The organism is Streptomyces sp. NPDC058000 (assembly GCF_042886435.1).
GTDB lineage: Bacteria > Actinomycetota > Actinomycetes > Streptomycetales > Streptomycetaceae > Streptomyces.
Map to the genome: position 1 here is coordinate 128,456 of NZ_JBHVQS010000008.1, position 15,197 is coordinate 143,652.

Annotated in this window: 16 protein-coding genes; 9 read left to right on the forward strand and 7 right to left on the reverse strand. The window is 72.8% G+C overall.

Annotated elements, in window-relative coordinates; all coding sequences use genetic code 11:
- Nucleotides 1–164 precede the first annotated feature (164 nt).
- From ACFVT2_RS11240 to ACFVT2_RS11255, 4 genes are all read left to right on the forward strand, one after another.
- Nucleotides 165–776: a DUF5134 domain-containing protein gene (locus ACFVT2_RS11240; RefSeq protein WP_390015158.1), complete on the forward strand. Its 612-nt coding sequence runs from the start codon at nt 165–167 to the stop codon at nt 774–776.
- A 121-nt stretch (nt 777–897) separates the two neighbouring features.
- Complete coding sequence (locus ACFVT2_RS11245) at nt 898–1,833, forward strand: M56 family metallopeptidase (RefSeq protein ID WP_390015161.1); 936 nt, start codon at nt 898–900, stop codon at nt 1,831–1,833.
- 23 nt (nt 1,834–1,856) lie between these two features.
- Entirely contained in the window at nt 1,857–2,651 is a 795-nt protein-coding gene (locus tag ACFVT2_RS11250) for an HAD family hydrolase (protein ID WP_390015163.1), read from the forward strand.
- Nucleotides 2,652–2,852: 201 nt separating this feature from the next.
- On the forward strand, nt 2,853–3,629 hold the full coding sequence (locus ACFVT2_RS11255) for an SDR family NAD(P)-dependent oxidoreductase (protein ID WP_390015166.1): 777 nt from the start codon (nt 2,853–2,855) through the stop codon (nt 3,627–3,629).
- Here ACFVT2_RS11255 and ACFVT2_RS11260 read toward each other — a convergent pair.
- The gene (locus ACFVT2_RS11260; protein WP_390015168.1) at nt 3,578–3,955 is read right to left on the reverse strand and encodes a hypothetical protein; all 378 of its coding nucleotides are present in this window, start codon (nt 3,953–3,955) and stop codon (nt 3,578–3,580) included. The two genes, ACFVT2_RS11255 and ACFVT2_RS11260, sit on opposite strands and share 52 nt — an antisense overlap.
- A 91-nt stretch (nt 3,956–4,046) precedes the next feature.
- Between ACFVT2_RS11260 and ACFVT2_RS11265 the strand changes: the two genes are divergently transcribed.
- The gene (locus tag ACFVT2_RS11265) at nt 4,047–4,505 is read left to right on the forward strand and encodes a nuclear transport factor 2 family protein (protein ID WP_390015170.1); all 459 of its coding nucleotides are present in this window, start codon (nt 4,047–4,049) and stop codon (nt 4,503–4,505) included.
- A 46-nt stretch (nt 4,506–4,551) separates the two neighbouring features.
- Here ACFVT2_RS11265 and ACFVT2_RS11270 read toward each other — a convergent pair whose 3' ends face one another.
- Complete coding sequence (locus ACFVT2_RS11270) at nt 4,552–6,258, reverse strand: amidase (RefSeq protein WP_390015173.1); 1,707 nt, start codon at nt 6,256–6,258, stop codon at nt 4,552–4,554.
- 155 nt (nt 6,259–6,413) lie between these two features.
- Between ACFVT2_RS11270 and ACFVT2_RS11275 the strand changes: the two genes are divergently transcribed.
- A complete protein-coding gene (locus ACFVT2_RS11275) occupies nt 6,414–6,866 on the forward strand; it encodes a nuclear transport factor 2 family protein (RefSeq protein ID WP_390015176.1) in 453 nt (150 codons plus the stop codon).
- 202 nt (nt 6,867–7,068) lie between these two features.
- Here the strand turns inward: ACFVT2_RS11275 and ACFVT2_RS11280 are convergent, their stop codons facing one another.
- Together ACFVT2_RS11280 and ACFVT2_RS11285 are read right to left on the reverse strand one after the other, a co-directional pair.
- Nucleotides 7,069–7,917 carry an SDR family oxidoreductase gene (locus ACFVT2_RS11280; RefSeq protein ID WP_390015179.1) on the reverse strand — a complete coding sequence of 283 codons (849 nt, stop codon included), beginning with the start codon at nt 7,915–7,917 and terminating at the stop codon, nt 7,069–7,071.
- 321 nt (nt 7,918–8,238) lie between these two features.
- Nucleotides 8,239–9,120 carry an SDR family oxidoreductase gene (locus ACFVT2_RS11285; protein ID WP_390015181.1) on the reverse strand — a complete coding sequence of 294 codons (882 nt, stop codon included), beginning with the start codon at nt 9,118–9,120 and terminating at the stop codon, nt 8,239–8,241.
- 86 nt (nt 9,121–9,206) lie between these two features.
- Between ACFVT2_RS11285 and ACFVT2_RS11290 the strand changes: the two genes are divergently transcribed.
- Complete coding sequence (locus ACFVT2_RS11290) at nt 9,207–9,785, forward strand: TetR/AcrR family transcriptional regulator (protein WP_390015184.1); 579 nt, start codon at nt 9,207–9,209, stop codon at nt 9,783–9,785.
- Between the two features lie 290 nt (nt 9,786–10,075).
- On the opposite strand, the gene ACFVT2_RS11295 is transcribed toward ACFVT2_RS11290, so the two are convergent.
- On the reverse strand, nt 10,076–10,789 hold the full coding sequence (locus ACFVT2_RS11295) for a TetR family transcriptional regulator (protein ID WP_390015425.1): 714 nt from the start codon (nt 10,787–10,789) through the stop codon (nt 10,076–10,078).
- Between the two features lie 642 nt (nt 10,790–11,431).
- Complete coding sequence (locus ACFVT2_RS11300; protein ID WP_390015187.1) at nt 11,432–12,298, reverse strand: helix-turn-helix transcriptional regulator; 867 nt, start codon at nt 12,296–12,298, stop codon at nt 11,432–11,434.
- 148 nt (nt 12,299–12,446) lie between these two features.
- On the opposite strand from ACFVT2_RS11300, the gene ACFVT2_RS11305 reads away from it, so the two are divergent.
- A complete protein-coding gene (locus ACFVT2_RS11305; protein WP_390015190.1) occupies nt 12,447–13,208 on the forward strand; it encodes an SDR family oxidoreductase in 762 nt (253 codons plus the stop codon).
- Nucleotides 13,209–13,266: 58 nt separating this feature from the next.
- Nucleotides 13,267–13,542, forward strand: coding sequence for a nuclear transport factor 2 family protein (locus ACFVT2_RS11310; protein WP_390015193.1), 276 nt, complete (start codon nt 13,267–13,269; stop codon nt 13,540–13,542).
- A 194-nt stretch (nt 13,543–13,736) separates the two neighbouring features.
- Here ACFVT2_RS11310 and ACFVT2_RS11315 read toward each other — a convergent pair whose 3' ends face one another.
- Nucleotides 13,737–15,116 (reverse strand): peptidase C39 family protein, encoded by a 1,380-nt coding sequence (locus tag ACFVT2_RS11315; RefSeq protein ID WP_390015195.1) that lies wholly within the window; start codon nt 15,114–15,116, stop codon nt 13,737–13,739.
- Between the last annotated feature and the right edge of the window lie 81 nt (nt 15,117–15,197).

Below are 15,197 nucleotides of genomic sequence, written 5' to 3' on the forward strand. Positions count from 1 at the left end.
CGGGTACCCCACTGTGCCAGCGGGCTCTCGATTCCCGCTTGAGTCCGGCTCTCCCGCCGCCCGCGCTCTGCGCTCCCGGATTGCGTCCGTGCGCTCCCGTGTGCCACGCCGTGGCCGGGCATCCTGCCGATGCTCACCGTCCCCCCGGTCCGGGAGGTGTCCCCGTGCACACACCGCCGCTGGTCGGCTGGCTACTGGTACTGCTGTGCGCCGCCACCGGCGGCTACTGCCTGCCCCGCGCCCGCACCGGCCCCCCGGCGCAACAGGTGACGGCCCGCGGCGAGGCCCTGATGGCGCTGGGCATGGCGGTGATGGCGGTGCCGGCGTCCGCGGTGGCGCCGCCCGCGTGGGCGCCCTGGGCGTTCACCGCGGTGTTCGGCGCGGTCGCGCTGTGGGGGCTGGTGCGGCGCCATCTGCACCACGCGGTGGGCGCGCTGGCGATGGTCTACATGGCGCTCGCCATGGTCGACATGCCGGGGATGTCCGAGGCGCACGGCATGCCGGGGGGCGGGCACCCGGCGGCCGGCATGACCGGCATGGGCGGCATGACGGAAATGACCGGGGGGCCACACACCGCCCCGGCCGGCGTCCCGCTGCTGACCGGCCTGCTGCTCGCCTACTACACGGTCTACGTGCTCGCCGCCGGGATCCGACTGGCCCCGGCGGGCACCGCGGCCGACGGGTCCCGCGCCGCGTGCGCCGGCCCGCCCACGGTCCTGCGGGCCTGTCAGGTGGCCATGGGGCTGGGCATGCTCGCCATGCTGCTGGCGCTCTGAGGTCCGGCGTCCGTCACGGGCCGCCCCCGCCCCGCGCACCACACCTCCCCGGGGCGTGGTGTACGTCACTTCCGCCGCGGGACCGTACCAACTGGTAGTGGGCCGCTCATAGGCTGACGCCATGATGGTCCCCCTCACGCTGATGATCCTCGGCGTGCTGGCCGCGGCGATGGCGCCGCGCCTGATGGCCCGTTCGGACTGGCCCGACCGCGAGCCGGTCCTGGCCCTGTGGGTGTGGCAGTGCGTGGTGGCCGGCGTCCTGCTGTGCTGTGCGCTGGTCATGTCACTGAGCGCGGCCGCCGCCTGGGACGCGGTCCGCAGCCCGGTTTTCGGCTTCGCCCCGCGGGTGGTCGTCGAGGCGTACGCGCTCAATACGTACGGGCCGTGGGCCGGTGTGCTGGCGCTGCTGCTGGCCGGCGGCGGCGCGTGGACGGCGGTGGCGCTGACCCGCGAGGTGCGGGCGGCGCGGGCCCGCCGCCGGCGGCGGCGGACCGAACTGCGGCGCCGCTCACCGCTGCTGCCCGGCGAGGACCCGCGCGGCGGCCGCCTGGTGGTCCTGGAGGGCGACCGGCCGGGAGCCTTCTGGCTGCACCACCCCTCGCCTCAACTCGTCATCACCACGGCCGCGTTGCAGCGCCTGAAGGGTCGTCAGGTCGATGCGCTGATCGCCCATGAGCAGGGCCACCTCCGGGCCCGGCACGACGTCCTGCTGCACTGCGCATCGGCGCTGGCCGGCGGCTTCCCGACGATCCCGGTCTTCGCCGCGTTCCGGGACCAGGTGCACCGCCTGGTCGAGATGGCCGCCGACGACGTCGCCTCGCGCCGCTTCGGCCGCCTGACCATCGCCCTGGCACTGGTCGAACTCAACGAGGACCGCGGGGTGTTCGGGCCCTGTCCGCCCCAGCTCGCCCAGGTCCCCCAGCGGGTCGACCGGCTGCTGGCCCCGGCCGCCCGCTTCACCCCCGGCCGCCGCCTGCGGATGACCGCGTACGCCCTACTGCTCCCCGCCGTCCCGCTCCTGGTCGCGTTCGGGCCCGGACTCAGCGCGCTCACCTGACCGGCCGCCGAAGAGCCGCCACCATGGTCACCATGACAACCACCAACGGCGCACCCGGCGGTACGGCCGGCGGCGGGATCGACGGCGTGCTGTTCGACTTCTCCGGGACGCTGCTGCGCATCGAGCCGACCGCATCCTGGCTCCGCGCGTCCCTCGCCGCCTTCCACGCCGCACCCGGCACCGCGCCCTGCCCGCTCACCGAGGCCGAGATCGCCCGACTGGCCGCCGCCCTGGAGCAGGCCGGCGCCCTCCCCGGCGGCGCCACACCGGCCACGATCCCCGACGCGCTGACCGCCCTCTGGGACCTCCGGGACCGCGACGCCCACAACCACCGCGCCCTCTACACCGGCCTCGCCCGCCAAGTCCCGCTCCCCTACCCCGAGTTGTACGACCCGCCGGGCGCCGCCCGGTCGCTCTACGACGTCCTCTACGAGCGCCACCGGACCCCGGACGCCTGGCTGCCCTACCCCGACGCCGCCGAGGTGCTGACCGCGCTCCACCACCGCGGCATCCGCACCGGCGTGCTCAGCAACATCGGCTGGGACCTTCGCCCGGTCCTGCGCGCCCACGGCCTCGACCACCACCTCAGCGCCTGCGTCCTCTCCTACGAGCACGCTCTACAGAAGCCCGATCCGCGGCTCTTCGCGCTCGCCTGCCGGGAGTTGGGGGTGGCACCGCCGCGGGTCCTGATGGTCGGCGACGACCGCACCGCCGACGGCGGCGCCACCGCCGTCGGCTGCGCCTACTTCCCGGTCGATCACCTCCCCGTCCACCGCCGCCCCGGCGGCCTGCGCCCGGTCCTGGACCTGGTCGGCTGAACGGACGGGGCACGGGGCACCACGGAACGAGCCACGGGGCACCGCGGTACGCAGCACGGGGCACGGGGAACCGCGGGCCCTGGGCCGTCCCCGTCCGGAAGGGGTGGCGCGGCACGGGGCGGTATGTGATCGTCGAGGGGCCCGACGCCGTGCCGCACCACACCGACGCGCGGCGTTCCTTCCGACCAGGAGGCCGGCCCCGTGCCCACCCCGTACCTCGACGCACTGTTCTCGCTCGCCGGCCGCCGGGCCCTGGTGACCGGGGGCAGTTCCGGGATCGGGCGGGCCATCGCCGAGGCGCTGGGCCGTGCCGGGGCCACCGTCGTCCTGATGGCGCGCCGCCCGGACCCCTTGCGGGCCGCCGCCGAGGAGCTGCGGGCGGCGGGCTGCACGGCGGACTGGGTCGCCGCCGACCTGGGTGACCGGGCGGCGGTCCGGGCGGGCGCCGACGAGGTGGCGCACCGGTTCGGCGAGCCGGACATCCTCGTCAACGCCGCCGGGGTCAACCCCCGGCCGCCCATGGACGAGTTGAGCACCGAGGAGTGGGACCGCACGATGGCGGTCAACTTGGACGCCCCGTTCCTCTTGGGTCAGCGCTTCGGGCCCGGTATGGCGGAGCGGGGCTGGGGGCGGATCCTCCACATCGCCTCCCAGCAGTCGATCCGGGCGTTCGGCAACAGCGGCGCCTACGGGGTGTCCAAGGCGGGGCTGGCGGCGCTGACCCGCTCCCAGGCCGAGGCGTGGTCCCGGCACGGCGTGAGCGTCAACGCCCTCGCCCCGGGCTTCGTACGCACCCCGCTCAACGCGGCGGTCTTCGCCGATCCGGTGCGCACCGAGGCGATGGCGCGCCGGACGATGGCCGGTCGCAACGGCGAGCTGGTCGACTTCGCGGGCGCCGCGGTGTTCCTGGCCGGCCCCGGTGCGGCCTACGTGACCGGCCAGACGGTCTTCGTCGACGGCGGCTTCTCGGTGACCTGAGGTCCCGCCCGCCACCCGGTGCGGCGCACCAGAACCACGGTCAGCTCCGGCTCGCGCAGCAGCTCCAGGCCGTCGGTCGCCCGTACCCGGTCGGCGGTCCAGCGGGCGATCCCGGCGCCCCGGGCGATGGCGTCGCGGTAGGCGTCGGTGCCGTGGACGGCCAGCGAGGACCACAGCGGCAGTCCGCGCGGGCGGCGGGTGAGGTGGTAGGCGTAGTCGGTCCGCGGGTCACCGCCTGCGGGCCACCGCCCGTCCGGCTCGCGCCCGGCGCCCGTTACCTCCGAGGTAATCGCCGCATCCGCCCACGCCCGCCAGGATGAGAACACCCCGGCAGCACGGGAATTCCGCCCACGCCGCACCGCATCGACCGGTCGGCCAGCCGGCCGGCCGACCCACCAACCGAAGGGACCCCCCACCATGACCGCGACCGCACCGACGGCCACCACCCGCACCGTGGTGGAGGAGCTGCTGCGCCGCATCGGCGAGGGTGATCCCGAGCGCATCGCGGAGCTGTACGCCGACCACGCCGACTGGAAGCTGGACTGGCCCGAGGCCGAGCACGGCAGCGCCGCCACCCCCTGGATCCGCCACCGCACCACCCGCGCCGACGCCGCCACCCACTACCGCGAACTGGCCGAGCACCACGTCGCCGAGGCCGCGGCCACCCAGATCGAGCGGATCCTCGTGGACGGCCCGGACGCCGTCGTGCTCGGCGAGATCCGCCAGACCGCCCGGTCCACCGGGCGCGCCTACCGCGCCCGCTTCGCCTTCCACCTCACCGTCGAGAACGGCGCGGTCACCCGACACCACATCTACGAGGACAGCCTCGCCGTGGCCCGGGCGTTCGCACCGGCGGACCGGGACCCCGGGAACTGACCGGAATCACCCGCACCCGAGAAGAACGGGAAGCCCCCGACCCCACTCATCGCGCGGCGCCACTGCCCGCCTGGTTCCCCACCGACGGCAGATACCGCGGCGCCCGCCAGGCGTGCAGGCGGTGTTCCACCGCGGCCCCCAGCGACAGGAGCTCGTCGTCCTGGCGATCACCGGCCATCAGCAGCAGCCCCACGGGGAGTTCGTTCACGAATCCGGCCGGCACCGACAACGACGGGTATCCGGCCACGGCCGCGGGCGTGGAGGACGGAATGACGTCGTTGTCGCCCCGTGCGCAGTCGGTCGTCCAGGCGGGCGGGTTCGTCGGCGCGGCGATCGCGTCCAGCCGGTGCGCGGCCATGGTCTCGTCGATGGAGCGCCGGGCGAGATCCGTCAACTCCGCGCGTCCGGCCCGGTACTTCGGATCGGTGGTGGACGGCGCGGCAAGCGCCCGCTCGAACAGTTCCTGGCCGGCGAAGCAGGTGCGTTCGGCCGGGTGGGCGCGGTTGAACGCGATGAGCGCGGCGAGGTTCTGCGGCCCGCCTCGGCTGGGAAGGTAGGCGTCGATGTCCCGGTGGAACTCGCTCAGCAGCGCCGGGAATTCGAGCTCCGCCAGGCGCTTCTGGTACGGCGGTGTCACCTCGACGACCTCGGCGCCCGCCGCACGCAGCCGCTCCGCGGTCCGGGTCAGTACGGCGTCCACCTCCGGCCCGAGCTCGGGCAGCCGCCACAGGCCGATCCGCTTGCCGCGCAGACCGTCCGGGCGCGGGAGCCCCGCCCGGAGGCCGCCGGAACCGCCGTGGCGCGCGGCCTCCCCGCCGCTGAGCACCGCAAAGGTGAGCGCGGCATCGATCACGTTGCGGGCCATGGGCCCCGCGGTGTCCTGCTCGGCGGAGATCGGGACCACTCCGGCCTGACTGACCAGGCCCAGACTGGGCTTGTGGCCGACCACCCCGTTCATCCCGGCCGGGCACACGATGGAACCGTCCGTCTCGGTCCCGATCGCCACCTGCGCCAACGACGCGGCGACCGCGGCGGCCGATCCGGCGGAGGAACCGCACGGATTCCGGTCCAGTACATAGGGGTTATGGGTCTGCCCGCCCACCGCCGACCACCCCGAAGTCGGCTTCTCCGCCCGGAAGTTCGCCCACTCGGACAGATTGGTCTTGCCGAGGATCACCGCTCCCGCCTCGCGCAGTCGGGTCACCAGGGCGGCGTCGCGGTCCGGCGGACTGCCGGCGAGCGCCAGCGACCCGGCCGTGGTGGGCAGGTCACGGGTGTCGATGTTGTCCTTGAGCAGGACGGGGATGCCGTCGAGCGGGCCGCGGGGGTCGCCGCGCCGGTGCCGGGCATCGCTGGCGGCCGCCTGGCGCAGGGCCGTCGGGTCGGTGCGCAACAGGGCCCGGATCTTGGGGGCAATGGCCTTGATCCGCCGCAGATAGGCGGTGGTCAGCGCCGACGAGGTCAGGGAACCGCGCGTCATGCGCGCCTGGAGTTCCGGAATGGTCACGGTGTCGAGGTCGACGCCGATGCCGGCGTCCTGGTCGTAGCGGTCGACGTAGCGGTCGACGTCGGTGCCTGGCGCCGCCGCCTCACCGCCCGTCGCCGACCCACCTCCCGACGGCGACCCACCGCCGCTGCGGTACCCAGCGGCTTCGGCCGCGCCCGCACGCGGCGTCGGTGCGCCCGCGCACAAGGACCCCACCACCAGGGCACCGATCAACGTGGCGATGCTCCGCTTCCTCCTGCTCCTCATGAAGCCCAGCGGACTACAGGCCGACGCCCCCGCACAAGAGCCTTTCGCGCCGCGTCCGGTGGACGGGCCCAGGGCCGGTGACGACGGTGACTCCTGCGGAACGTACGGTCCGATTCCCGCCAGTCAGCTCCACCGGAAAAGAGCAGGCTGGCGACATGGCAACAACACGAACGACGGATACGACGACCCTGCTCCACCGGATGTACGAGGCCGAAGCGGCGTACTTGGCAGCGGGAGGCCCCGGCGTGGCTTCCTTCGCCCCGCTCGCCCCCTTCTTCGCACCCGACGTCGTCCTGCATCAGGCAGCGGCCCTGCCCTACGGCGGCACATGGCACGGGCATGCGGGCATGACGGACTTCTTCCTCGCCATGAGCGCGGCCTGGGAAGCGTTCGACATGCTGGAGCAGGAGTTCCTCGTCACGGGCGAGACCGCGGTCGTGCTCACCCAGGTCCGTGCGCGTGCGCGTGCCACCGGTCGCGAACTCGCCTTCCCGATCCTCCAGATGATCACGATCAGGGACGGGCGGATCACCGAGGTCCGGCCCTTCTACTGGGACACCGCGACGATTGCGGAGGCGTGCACGCAGCCGGCCGCGCCAGAGGTCTGACCCTCCTGGCGCCCGACCCGACTGAACGTGCCGGGCCTGGCCACGCATGACAGGCGGCCACGAGGACGGCGGACCCACAACCCCCCGTCGGCCTCGGCGCTGCGGGCCGCTTCGGCACGAGTGCGGGCTTGGGTTCACTGATCGCCGAGGACAGGTCACGACCGGCCGGGGTCGCCACCGACACCGCAGGTCAACGACAGGCTCAGCGGAAGTCGTCGGAGTGGTCGACGGCCCACTGGGCGTAGGTGTGTGCCGGCGTGCCGGTGATCTTTTCGGCGATGACGGAGGTCAGGACCGGAACGCCGTTGGCGGCGGACCACTGACTCACGATTGCCTCGGCCACGACCGGATGCATTGTTCTGCCCACTTCCGCGCGAGCCTGCTCGCCGGAGACGTGTTCGATCCGGATGCGGCGGCCGAGGGCCTCGCCGATGTGCTCGACCTGCCGTTGCAGGGTCAGGGACTCGGCTCCGTAGAGGGTGTACGCCTGGTGCGAGTGGCCCGGTTCGGTCAGGGCGGTCACCGCAAGCGCCGCGATGTCCTTCTCGTGCACCGGTGCCGACTGTGCGAGCGGATAGGGAAGGCGGACGACGTTGTCGGTGCGGATCGATTCGGCCCACCAGGTGCGGGTATTGGTCGCGAATGTCCCCGGCCTGAGGAACGTCCAGTCCATGCCGGACCGTTGGACGGCCTGCTCGATCGTGCGGTTCAGGCGGGGGACCGGGTGGTCGGCGTCGGGGTTCAGGACCGACACCGACGAGAGCAGAACCACCTGCCGGACCCCCGCGGCTGTGGCCGCCGCAGCGACCTTCTCGATGTCGTAGGGCTTCTGGGGGTTGAGCATTCCGTAGAGGAACACCTTGTCGGCACCGTCGAGCGCTGCGGGCAGCGTCTCGGGACGCTCCAGGTCGGCGGCGACTGCTTCCCACCCGGGCGTCAAGCCCGCGGCTGGGGTTCTGCTGACTGCTCTGACCTGCTCGCCGGCGGCCAGCAGGCCATCGGCCACATGACGACCGACGTTACCGCGAGCGCCGAAGACAACTGCCACCATGACGGGACCTCCTGTTGGTTGTGGACGTGAATGGCTGCACAGCCGGCGATGCCGTGGAGACCCACTTTCGCCACGGACATGTCGACAGTGCGGGACGTGTTGCTGCCACGCGGGTGGCGGCCCGGCGTCAGCGGGCTTGGCCGTCGGCGAAGACGTGGGGATGACGCGGGGATCAGGTCGAGAGCCGGAGCCGCGTTGACCGGGCGTGGACGGGCGCGGGACATCGCTGCGCCGAGACGGTCGACCGCGAGTGACGTAGGTGAGGGGTGAGGGGCTGCCGTTGGCGGCGCGAGCGCCGTGAGCGGGCCGCCCGGTCGCCAGTCAGGGCTGGATGTTCTCCAGGTCCTCCAGAAGGCCGGGGTGCTTCGGCTCCCAGCCGAGGGTCTGCCGGGTGTGGGCGCTGGACGAGGGCTGGTCGGTCGCGAAGATCGGGCCGAGAGGGCCGTACGTCTGCGACGGCACCGACTCGACCGGCAGGCCCAGCCGTCGGCCGATGACCGCGGCGACGTCCCGCACCCGGTCCCCCTCGTCGGCCACGGCGTGCCAGACGCTGCCGGCATCCGCCTGTTCCAGGGCGAGCCGGAGGAGGACCGCCGCGTCGAGCGCGTGGACGGCCGGCCAGCGCTGTGTGCCGTCGTCCGGGTAGCCGGACACCCCGGTGCGGCGTGCGATGTCGGTCAGCAGGCCGGCGAACCCGCCCGTGCCCTGGTTGTGGACCGTGCGCGGCAGGCGTACGGCCGTACTCCGGACCCCGCGCGCGGCAAGGCCCAGGACCGCCGTGACCGCGCGGCCGCGACCGCCGACCGGTCCGTCGGTCGGCACCGGGTCGGCTTCGGTGGAGACACGGCCCGGGGCGTGGGGCGTACCCGAGACGGTCACGAAGGGGCGGCCGCTGCCGACGAGTTCCTCGCCGAGGGCCGCGAGGGCGGTGCTCTCCTCGGCGACGTTCTTCGCGAGGGCCTCGGGGCTGCTGAAGTCATTGCCGAACGCCAGGTGGACGACCCCGTCGGCCTGGGCGACGCCGGCCCGGAGGACGTCCAGATCGGCGAGGGCTCCCCGGAGCGGCTCGGCGCCGGCCGCCTCGGCGGCGAGCGCGGACGCGTCGGAACGGGCGAGTGCGAGGACGGTGTGGCCGTTGCCGAGCAGTTCGGCGACGACGGTGGACCCGATCAGACCGGTGGCACCAGTGACGAAGACACGCATGGAAATCCTCCCCAAGTGATGGGACTCTTGTCCCGTCACACGCTACCAGGTGACGGGACAAGAGTCCCATCGCATATGCTGGTCCCATGGGTAGGTGGGAACCAGGCGCACGCGAGCGCCTTGTCGTGGCCGCATGCGACCTGTTCACCGAGCAGGGGTACGACGCCACGACGGTCGCGCAGATCGCCGAGCGTGCCGGGGTCACCAAGAGCACCTTCTTCCGGCACTTCCCCGACAAGCGCGAGCTGCTGGTGGCCGGACAGGAGACGCTGAGCCGGCTGCTGACCGAGGGGATCGCCGAGGCCCCCGGCTGCGCCACCCCGCTGGAGGCGGTCGCCGCCGGTCTTGAGCGCGCGTCGAGCGCGATGGGCCCCATGAACCGCGAGCTCGCCCCGCGCCTGAAGGCGGCCGTCGCCGCCAGCGGCGAGTTGCAAGCGCGTGACGCCCTCAAGATCGTCAGCCTCGCCGCCGCGATGACGGCCGCCCTGGTCGCCCGCGGCCTGCCCGACCCCACCGCGGCCCTCGCGAGCGAGCTGGGCGTCCTCGCCTTCAAGCGCGGGTTCGCCCAATGGTCCGAGGGCGACCGCGACGGCAAGGACGAACTCGCCGGATACGTCCTGGCGGCCCTGGACGAACTGCGCGCAGTGAGCGCATCGCTGGGCTGATCGGACAGATCCACCCGCTCATCGGCTGGTTTCGCATCGACCCGTCGCTCGTCAGGCTCGCCGATGGACGCGACTCCGCCACAGCGCGCTCACGTACGGCTTCGGATAGTCCCCAAGGCCGAACTCGGCGGCAGCGCCGCTCTTCACCCGACCGGCGCGGGTGATCGAGCCGATCTGCTCGCCCCGCTCGTCGAGCAACGCACGAGCCGGCCCTCTCCACGTGCAACATGGGCCCGTCACAGCACGCCGAAGCCGTCGGGACCCCTGCCATATGTCATGGGTGAGTGCCGCTAACCCGCCGCCCCTACCGCCCCCTTCTCCCCCTTCTCCCCCTCCCCTTCCTTCTCCTCCTTCGCTCCCGTCGTCCCCTTGCGGGAGACCACGGTCTGGGCCATGCCCGGCAGGAAGTCGGTGAACAGTTCGTGCACCTCGTGCACCAGGGGCCGCAGCACGCGGAAGCGGGCCAGTGACACCCCGCGCGCCGTCAGCCGGGCGCCGCGACCGGCCAGCCGGCGGCTGCGCTCGCGCCCCTCGGAACGGTCGAAAACCCAGTACAGCACCAGCCCCATCTGGGACAGCCACATCAGCTCGGGCAGAATTTCGGCGAGTTCGGCCGGCACCTTCGCCTTCGACCCCGCCAACACTTCGCGGTGCACGTCTATGGCCGCCTCGCGGGCGTGCTCGGACTCGGCCGAGAAGGGGCTGAGCGGGCTGTCCGGGTCCGCGGCGTTCTTGAAGAACTGGGCCGCGAACTCGTGGTACGGCGCGGCGATGTCCAGCCACACCCGCAACACCCCGGCCAACCGCTCCTCCAGGTCCGTCTCCCGGTCCAGTACGTCGCGGACCGCCGCCTGGTGCTCGGCGGCGATCCGGTCGTAGAACCCCTGGATCAGGTGCTCCTTGCCCGCGAAGTAGTAGTACGCGTTCCCGACGGAGACCCCGGCCTCCTTGGCGATGGCCCGCATCGTGGTCTTGTCGTAGCCCCGCTCCTGGAACAGCCGCATCGCCGTCTCCAGGATCAGGGTGCGGGTCTGCTCGCTCTTGGCCGGTCGGGGCTGGTTCTCTGCTGGCACGGTCAGAGCCTAATCGCGCACCGCGCAACCGCTACGGCAGCCCTGTGGAGCGGCCGAACCCGTCGGGGCCGCTCCACCCGGAGCGAGTACCTCCCCCTCAACGGGCCGGGGGCGCCGGTGCGTCTCGCGGTACTGCGCCGCGGCGAGCACCGCCCCGCGGGCGAACCGGAGCCCGGAACGGGTGCTGAACCTGTGGGCCAACGGCCGGTACTTGGCCAACGCCCACAGGCACACCACCCAGGCGGCGGCCCCCCGGTACACCTGCCCGCCGTCCCCGACCACGGTGATCTCCTCCAGCGTGCTGGCGTGGTCCAGCTCCGGTAGCCGCTGCCGGGCCTCCGGTAGAAGCCGACCACCAGCAGGTGGTTGACGGCGTCCGCCAACTTCTCGTTCCCGCGCAGGACGTCCGCGAAGGGCGAAAAGGGGACGACGACACCCCGAAACCGAATCGGCGCGACCCCCGACCGCCATACCGGCATACCGGAAAACCGACATACTGGCAGGTCAGGAGCCGCGCCGCGCCAGAGACCGCGCCGCACCAGGAGCCGCGCCCCGTCAGCGACCGCGCCCCCATCAGACCGCCGCTGTCGCCGCCCAGCTGGCCAGGAGCTTCAAGCGCTCCTCCGTCCGCGAGCCCGGCTCCGGCGTGTAGACCACCAGCATCTGGCCCGGCTCCCCAGGCACCGTCAACGTCTCGTACGGCATGTCGAGTTCGCCGACCACCGAGTGCATCAGGCGCTTCGCGCCGTGCGTCTTCTCCTTGACCTGGTGGTCCGCCCACAGTCGACGGAAGTCCTCACTCCCCAGCGACAACTCACCCACCAGCGTGGCCAGTTGCTCGTCCTGCGGATGGTTGCCCGCGTACAGCCGCAGATGGGCGACCGTTTCCGCGGCCACCGCCGACCAGTCCAGGTACAGCTCACGCGCCCGCGGTTCGAGGAACACCTGCCGCGGCATGTTGCGGTCCTCGGGAGCCATCTGCGAGAAGCCGACGACGGCGTCGCCCAGGCCGTTCCACGCGAGCACGTCCATACGGGGGCCGAGCACGAACGCAGGGGCCTTGTCGATGGTGTCCAGGAGGAGCCGCAGGCCGCGGCGGACCTTCTGGACCGCGGGACCGCCGGCGGACGCGCGGCGGGCAGCGGACGCACGCCGGGCGGCGGGCCTGGCCACCCGCCGCAGGTACTCCTGCTCGGTGTCATCGAGGCGCAGCACCCGCCCGATGGCGTCGAGGACGGCGTCCGAGACCGAGGGGCCGCGGCCCTGTTCGAGGCGGATGTAGTAGTCGACGCTGACGCCCGCGAGCTGGGCGACCTCCTCGCGGCGCAGGCCCGGCACCCGCCGCCTGCCGTGGCCCGGCAGTCCGACCTCCTCGGGCTGGATGCGGGCGCGCCGGGAGCGCAGGAAATCGCCGAGTTCCCGGCCGATGGCTATGTCCATGCCGGCGATCCTAGGCCCCGCCCCCTCCGTTCCTGGTACTGGCAGACCCAGGAAAACGGCCACCCTGGGTAAGAGCGGCGACCGGGCGCAAGGTGGGTGTCGTCACCGGGAAACGCCCGGCAACGACACCACCGAACCAGGAGTTCCCATGGCGTACGACACCCTGACCGGCCGCACCGCCGTCATCACCGGAGCCGCCAGCGGTATGGGCGAGGCCACCGCCCGGTTGCTCGCCTCGTACGGGGTGCGGGTAGCGCTGCTCGCCCGCCGGGCCGAGCGGCTGACCGAGCTGGCCGCCACGATCGCGGCGGACGGCGGGCAGGCCCTCGCGGTCGCCGCCGACGTCACCGACGCGGCCTCCGTGGATGCGGCGGTGGAGCGGGTGCACGCCGCGTACGGCGAAGTCGACCTGGTGGTCAACGCGGCCGGCGTGATGCTGCCGAACCCCGTCACCGAGGGCCGCGCCGACGAGTGGCAGCGCATGCTCGACACGAACGTGACCGGCGCGCTGCGCGTCATCCGCGCCTTCACACCGGACCTGATCACGGTGGCCGCGGCGGGCCGGACGGCGGACCTGGTGAACATCTCGTCCATCGGCGCCCACATCCCGTTCCCCAACTACGCGGTGTACGGCGCGACAAAGGCCGCCCTGACCTACCTCTCGCAGTCCCTCCGCACCGAACTGGGCCCGCGCGACGTCCGCGTCACCAACATCGAACCGGGCCTCACGGACACGGAGTTGGGCGGCCACATCGACAACGCGGAGCTGTCCGGCCAACTGGACGGCATGTTCGACGCACTCATCGGCCTGTCGGCGGACGACATCGCGGACCTGATCGCCTACACCACGAGCCGCGCCCGCCATGTGAACCTGCGCCAGGCGATCGTGCTACCGACGCGACAGGCATGACACCACCCGACGGCTACACGCCCCACACCACCCGGACGCGCACCCCCGCGGGGTCGGGATGGTGTGGACCGTGTTCGGCGGCTTCCACCTGACCGGCAAGGAGGCGTACGACAACGCCATCGAGGGGCCCGGCTTTGTACCACCGCCCCAGCTTGAGGTCGTGCGCATGGTCGAGGAGGGCGACGTCGTCATGGCGGAACTCACCGGATCCGTCAGGCGGGACACCGGCGAGGTTATGCGCATGTCGATGGCCGAGGTGTTCGTGCTGCGCGACGGCAAGATCGCCGAGCGCCGCGCCTGGGTGATCGAACTGAAGGAGAACGACCACCGGTGAGCCGAGGACCACCCGACGATCCACACGCCCGGCGGAGCGACGGCCGACAAGGCCGCCCACCTACCGCCGGCAGCAACCAACGCTCCAGCAGATCGTCGCGGAGCACATCCGCTCAGAACGGCGCCACGCGTACGGCACAGCGGCCAACCCGAACAAGCCCCACACCCACTACCCGACAGGCCGGCCCCCGCCCCTCACCGAATCCCCAACCCCCGCAGCACCCGCCGCTGCACCGGTGACGGCTCCACCGGGAAATACAGATAACACACGCCCCCCGACCCGCTCTTGACCTGGCCTTTTGCGTCGTGACGCTTGGTGCGGAGCCAGATGTTTTCGAACTCGCGCCGCTTGTAGACGCGGCGGACGGCGGGGTCGTCGGGGGCGGCCGGGTCGTTGGCGATGACGTCGCCGGTCCGGGTGAAGCCGATGACGGTCATCAGGTGGCCGGCGGTGCCGTAACCGGCGCCGTCGAGTTCGGTCTTGAGGAAGGACTGGGAGGTGATGACGGGGATGCCGGCGTGGACGAGGTGTTCGACGTCGGTGAGGGAGGAGAGGCGGGTGACGATGCCTTGCAGGTCCCGGTAGGTGGCGGCGTAGGCGGCGTTGAAGGGCCAGTTGCCGCAGCCGTTGTACTGGTAGTCGAAGGTGTAGCGGGCGGCGTGGCAGACCTGGGGGTCGGCGTAGGAGGGATCGACCCAGGACAGTTGCTGCGGGGTGGGGCGGCGGCCCCAGTGCTCGATGATCATCTGGGAGGAGGTGGGGCTGCACCACGCCTCTCCCCCGTTGTCGTACTCGGGGTACTGGCCCTTGTGGATCTCCTGCGAGTAGCGCGGGACGTGCAGTTCGTGGCCTACGAGGCCGGGGGTGGAGGCCGGGACCTCGAAGCGGTCGGGGAGGTCGGAGGCCATCGCGCCGACGCGCCAGACGGTGGGGGTGAGGGTGCTGCCGGGCCGGCGGTAGAGGGTGAGGCGGAGTTCGTAGGCGGCCAGCCGGAGGCCGCTCGACGGGTCGTCGACGGCGAAGGTGTCGGTGGAGACGGCGCTCCGGCCGTCCTTCTGGTCGTCGACGGAGGTGCGCCGGATGTCGGTCTCACCGTCGCCGGCGGTCCAGCGGCCCATGACGTACCAGGGGGTGTGACCGCCGTCGGAGTACGTGCCGCGCAGTTCGACGGCGATCCAGGTGCCGGCGGGGGTGTGCGCGTTCCAGGAGGCGACGGCCTCGGTGGCCGGGACCGGGAGGCGGTGCGCCGGGCTGGTCCAGGTGGCGTACTCCCAGGTGGCCGCCTTGCCGGTGTGCGGGTCGTGGTAGTCGGTGGTGCCGGTGGGGCGGGCGAGGGCGATGCCGGGGCGGGGGCCGGACAGCACCCGGGTGCCGTGGCGGGTGCCCTGGCGCCAGTCGGCGGCGGTGGTCCAGGCGTGGTACTCCACGGGGCTCTTCGATCGGGAGGTGGCGGGAACCGGTGGGGCGGGGCGGCGGCCGGGCTCGCCGGCGGCCGCGGCCAGGGGGGTGGCGGCACCGGCTGCGGCGGCGAGCGCGGCGGCCAGGACGGTGCGCCGGGGCGCGGAGCTGGTCATATGGGGTCCCCCAGTCGGTGCGGATGGGTGGCGGTGCGAACTGGTGCGGGTGGGCTCAACTATCTCCGTTACGGGCGGGCT

Bases quoted from the DNA above. Each gene is read 5' to 3' on its own strand.
- ACFVT2_RS11275 (WP_390015176.1), top strand. From the start codon at position 6,414: ATGGCAACAACACGAACGACGGATACGACGACCCTGCTCCACCGGATG.
- ACFVT2_RS11305 (WP_390015190.1), top strand. From the start codon at position 12,447: ATGGCGTACGACACCCTGACCGGCCGCACCGCCGTCATCACCGGAGCC.
- ACFVT2_RS11300 (WP_390015187.1), bottom strand. From the start codon at position 12,298: ATGGACATAGCCATCGGCCGGGAACTCGGCGATTTCCTGCGCTCCCGG.
- ACFVT2_RS11245 (WP_390015161.1), top strand. From the start codon at position 898: ATGATGGTCCCCCTCACGCTGATGATCCTCGGCGTGCTGGCCGCGGCG.
- ACFVT2_RS11315 (WP_390015195.1), bottom strand. From the start codon at position 15,116: ATGACCAGCTCCGCGCCCCGGCGCACCGTCCTGGCCGCCGCGCTCGCC.
- ACFVT2_RS11250 (WP_390015163.1), top strand. From the start codon at position 1,857: ATGGTCACCATGACAACCACCAACGGCGCACCCGGCGGTACGGCCGGC.
- ACFVT2_RS11285 (WP_390015181.1), bottom strand. From the start codon at position 9,120: ATGCGTGTCTTCGTCACTGGTGCCACCGGTCTGATCGGGTCCACCGTC.
- ACFVT2_RS11265 (WP_390015170.1), top strand. From the start codon at position 4,047: ATGACCGCGACCGCACCGACGGCCACCACCCGCACCGTGGTGGAGGAG.
- ACFVT2_RS11280 (WP_390015179.1), bottom strand. From the start codon at position 7,917: ATGGTGGCAGTTGTCTTCGGCGCTCGCGGTAACGTCGGTCGTCATGTG.
- ACFVT2_RS11310 (WP_390015193.1), top strand. From the start codon at position 13,267: ATGGTGTGGACCGTGTTCGGCGGCTTCCACCTGACCGGCAAGGAGGCG.
- ACFVT2_RS11270 (WP_390015173.1), bottom strand. From the start codon at position 6,258: ATGAGGAGCAGGAGGAAGCGGAGCATCGCCACGTTGATCGGTGCCCTG.
- ACFVT2_RS11290 (WP_390015184.1), top strand. From the start codon at position 9,207: ATGGGTAGGTGGGAACCAGGCGCACGCGAGCGCCTTGTCGTGGCCGCA.
- ACFVT2_RS11295 (WP_390015425.1), bottom strand. From the start codon at position 10,789: ATGCGGCTGTTCCAGGAGCGGGGCTACGACAAGACCACGATGCGGGCC.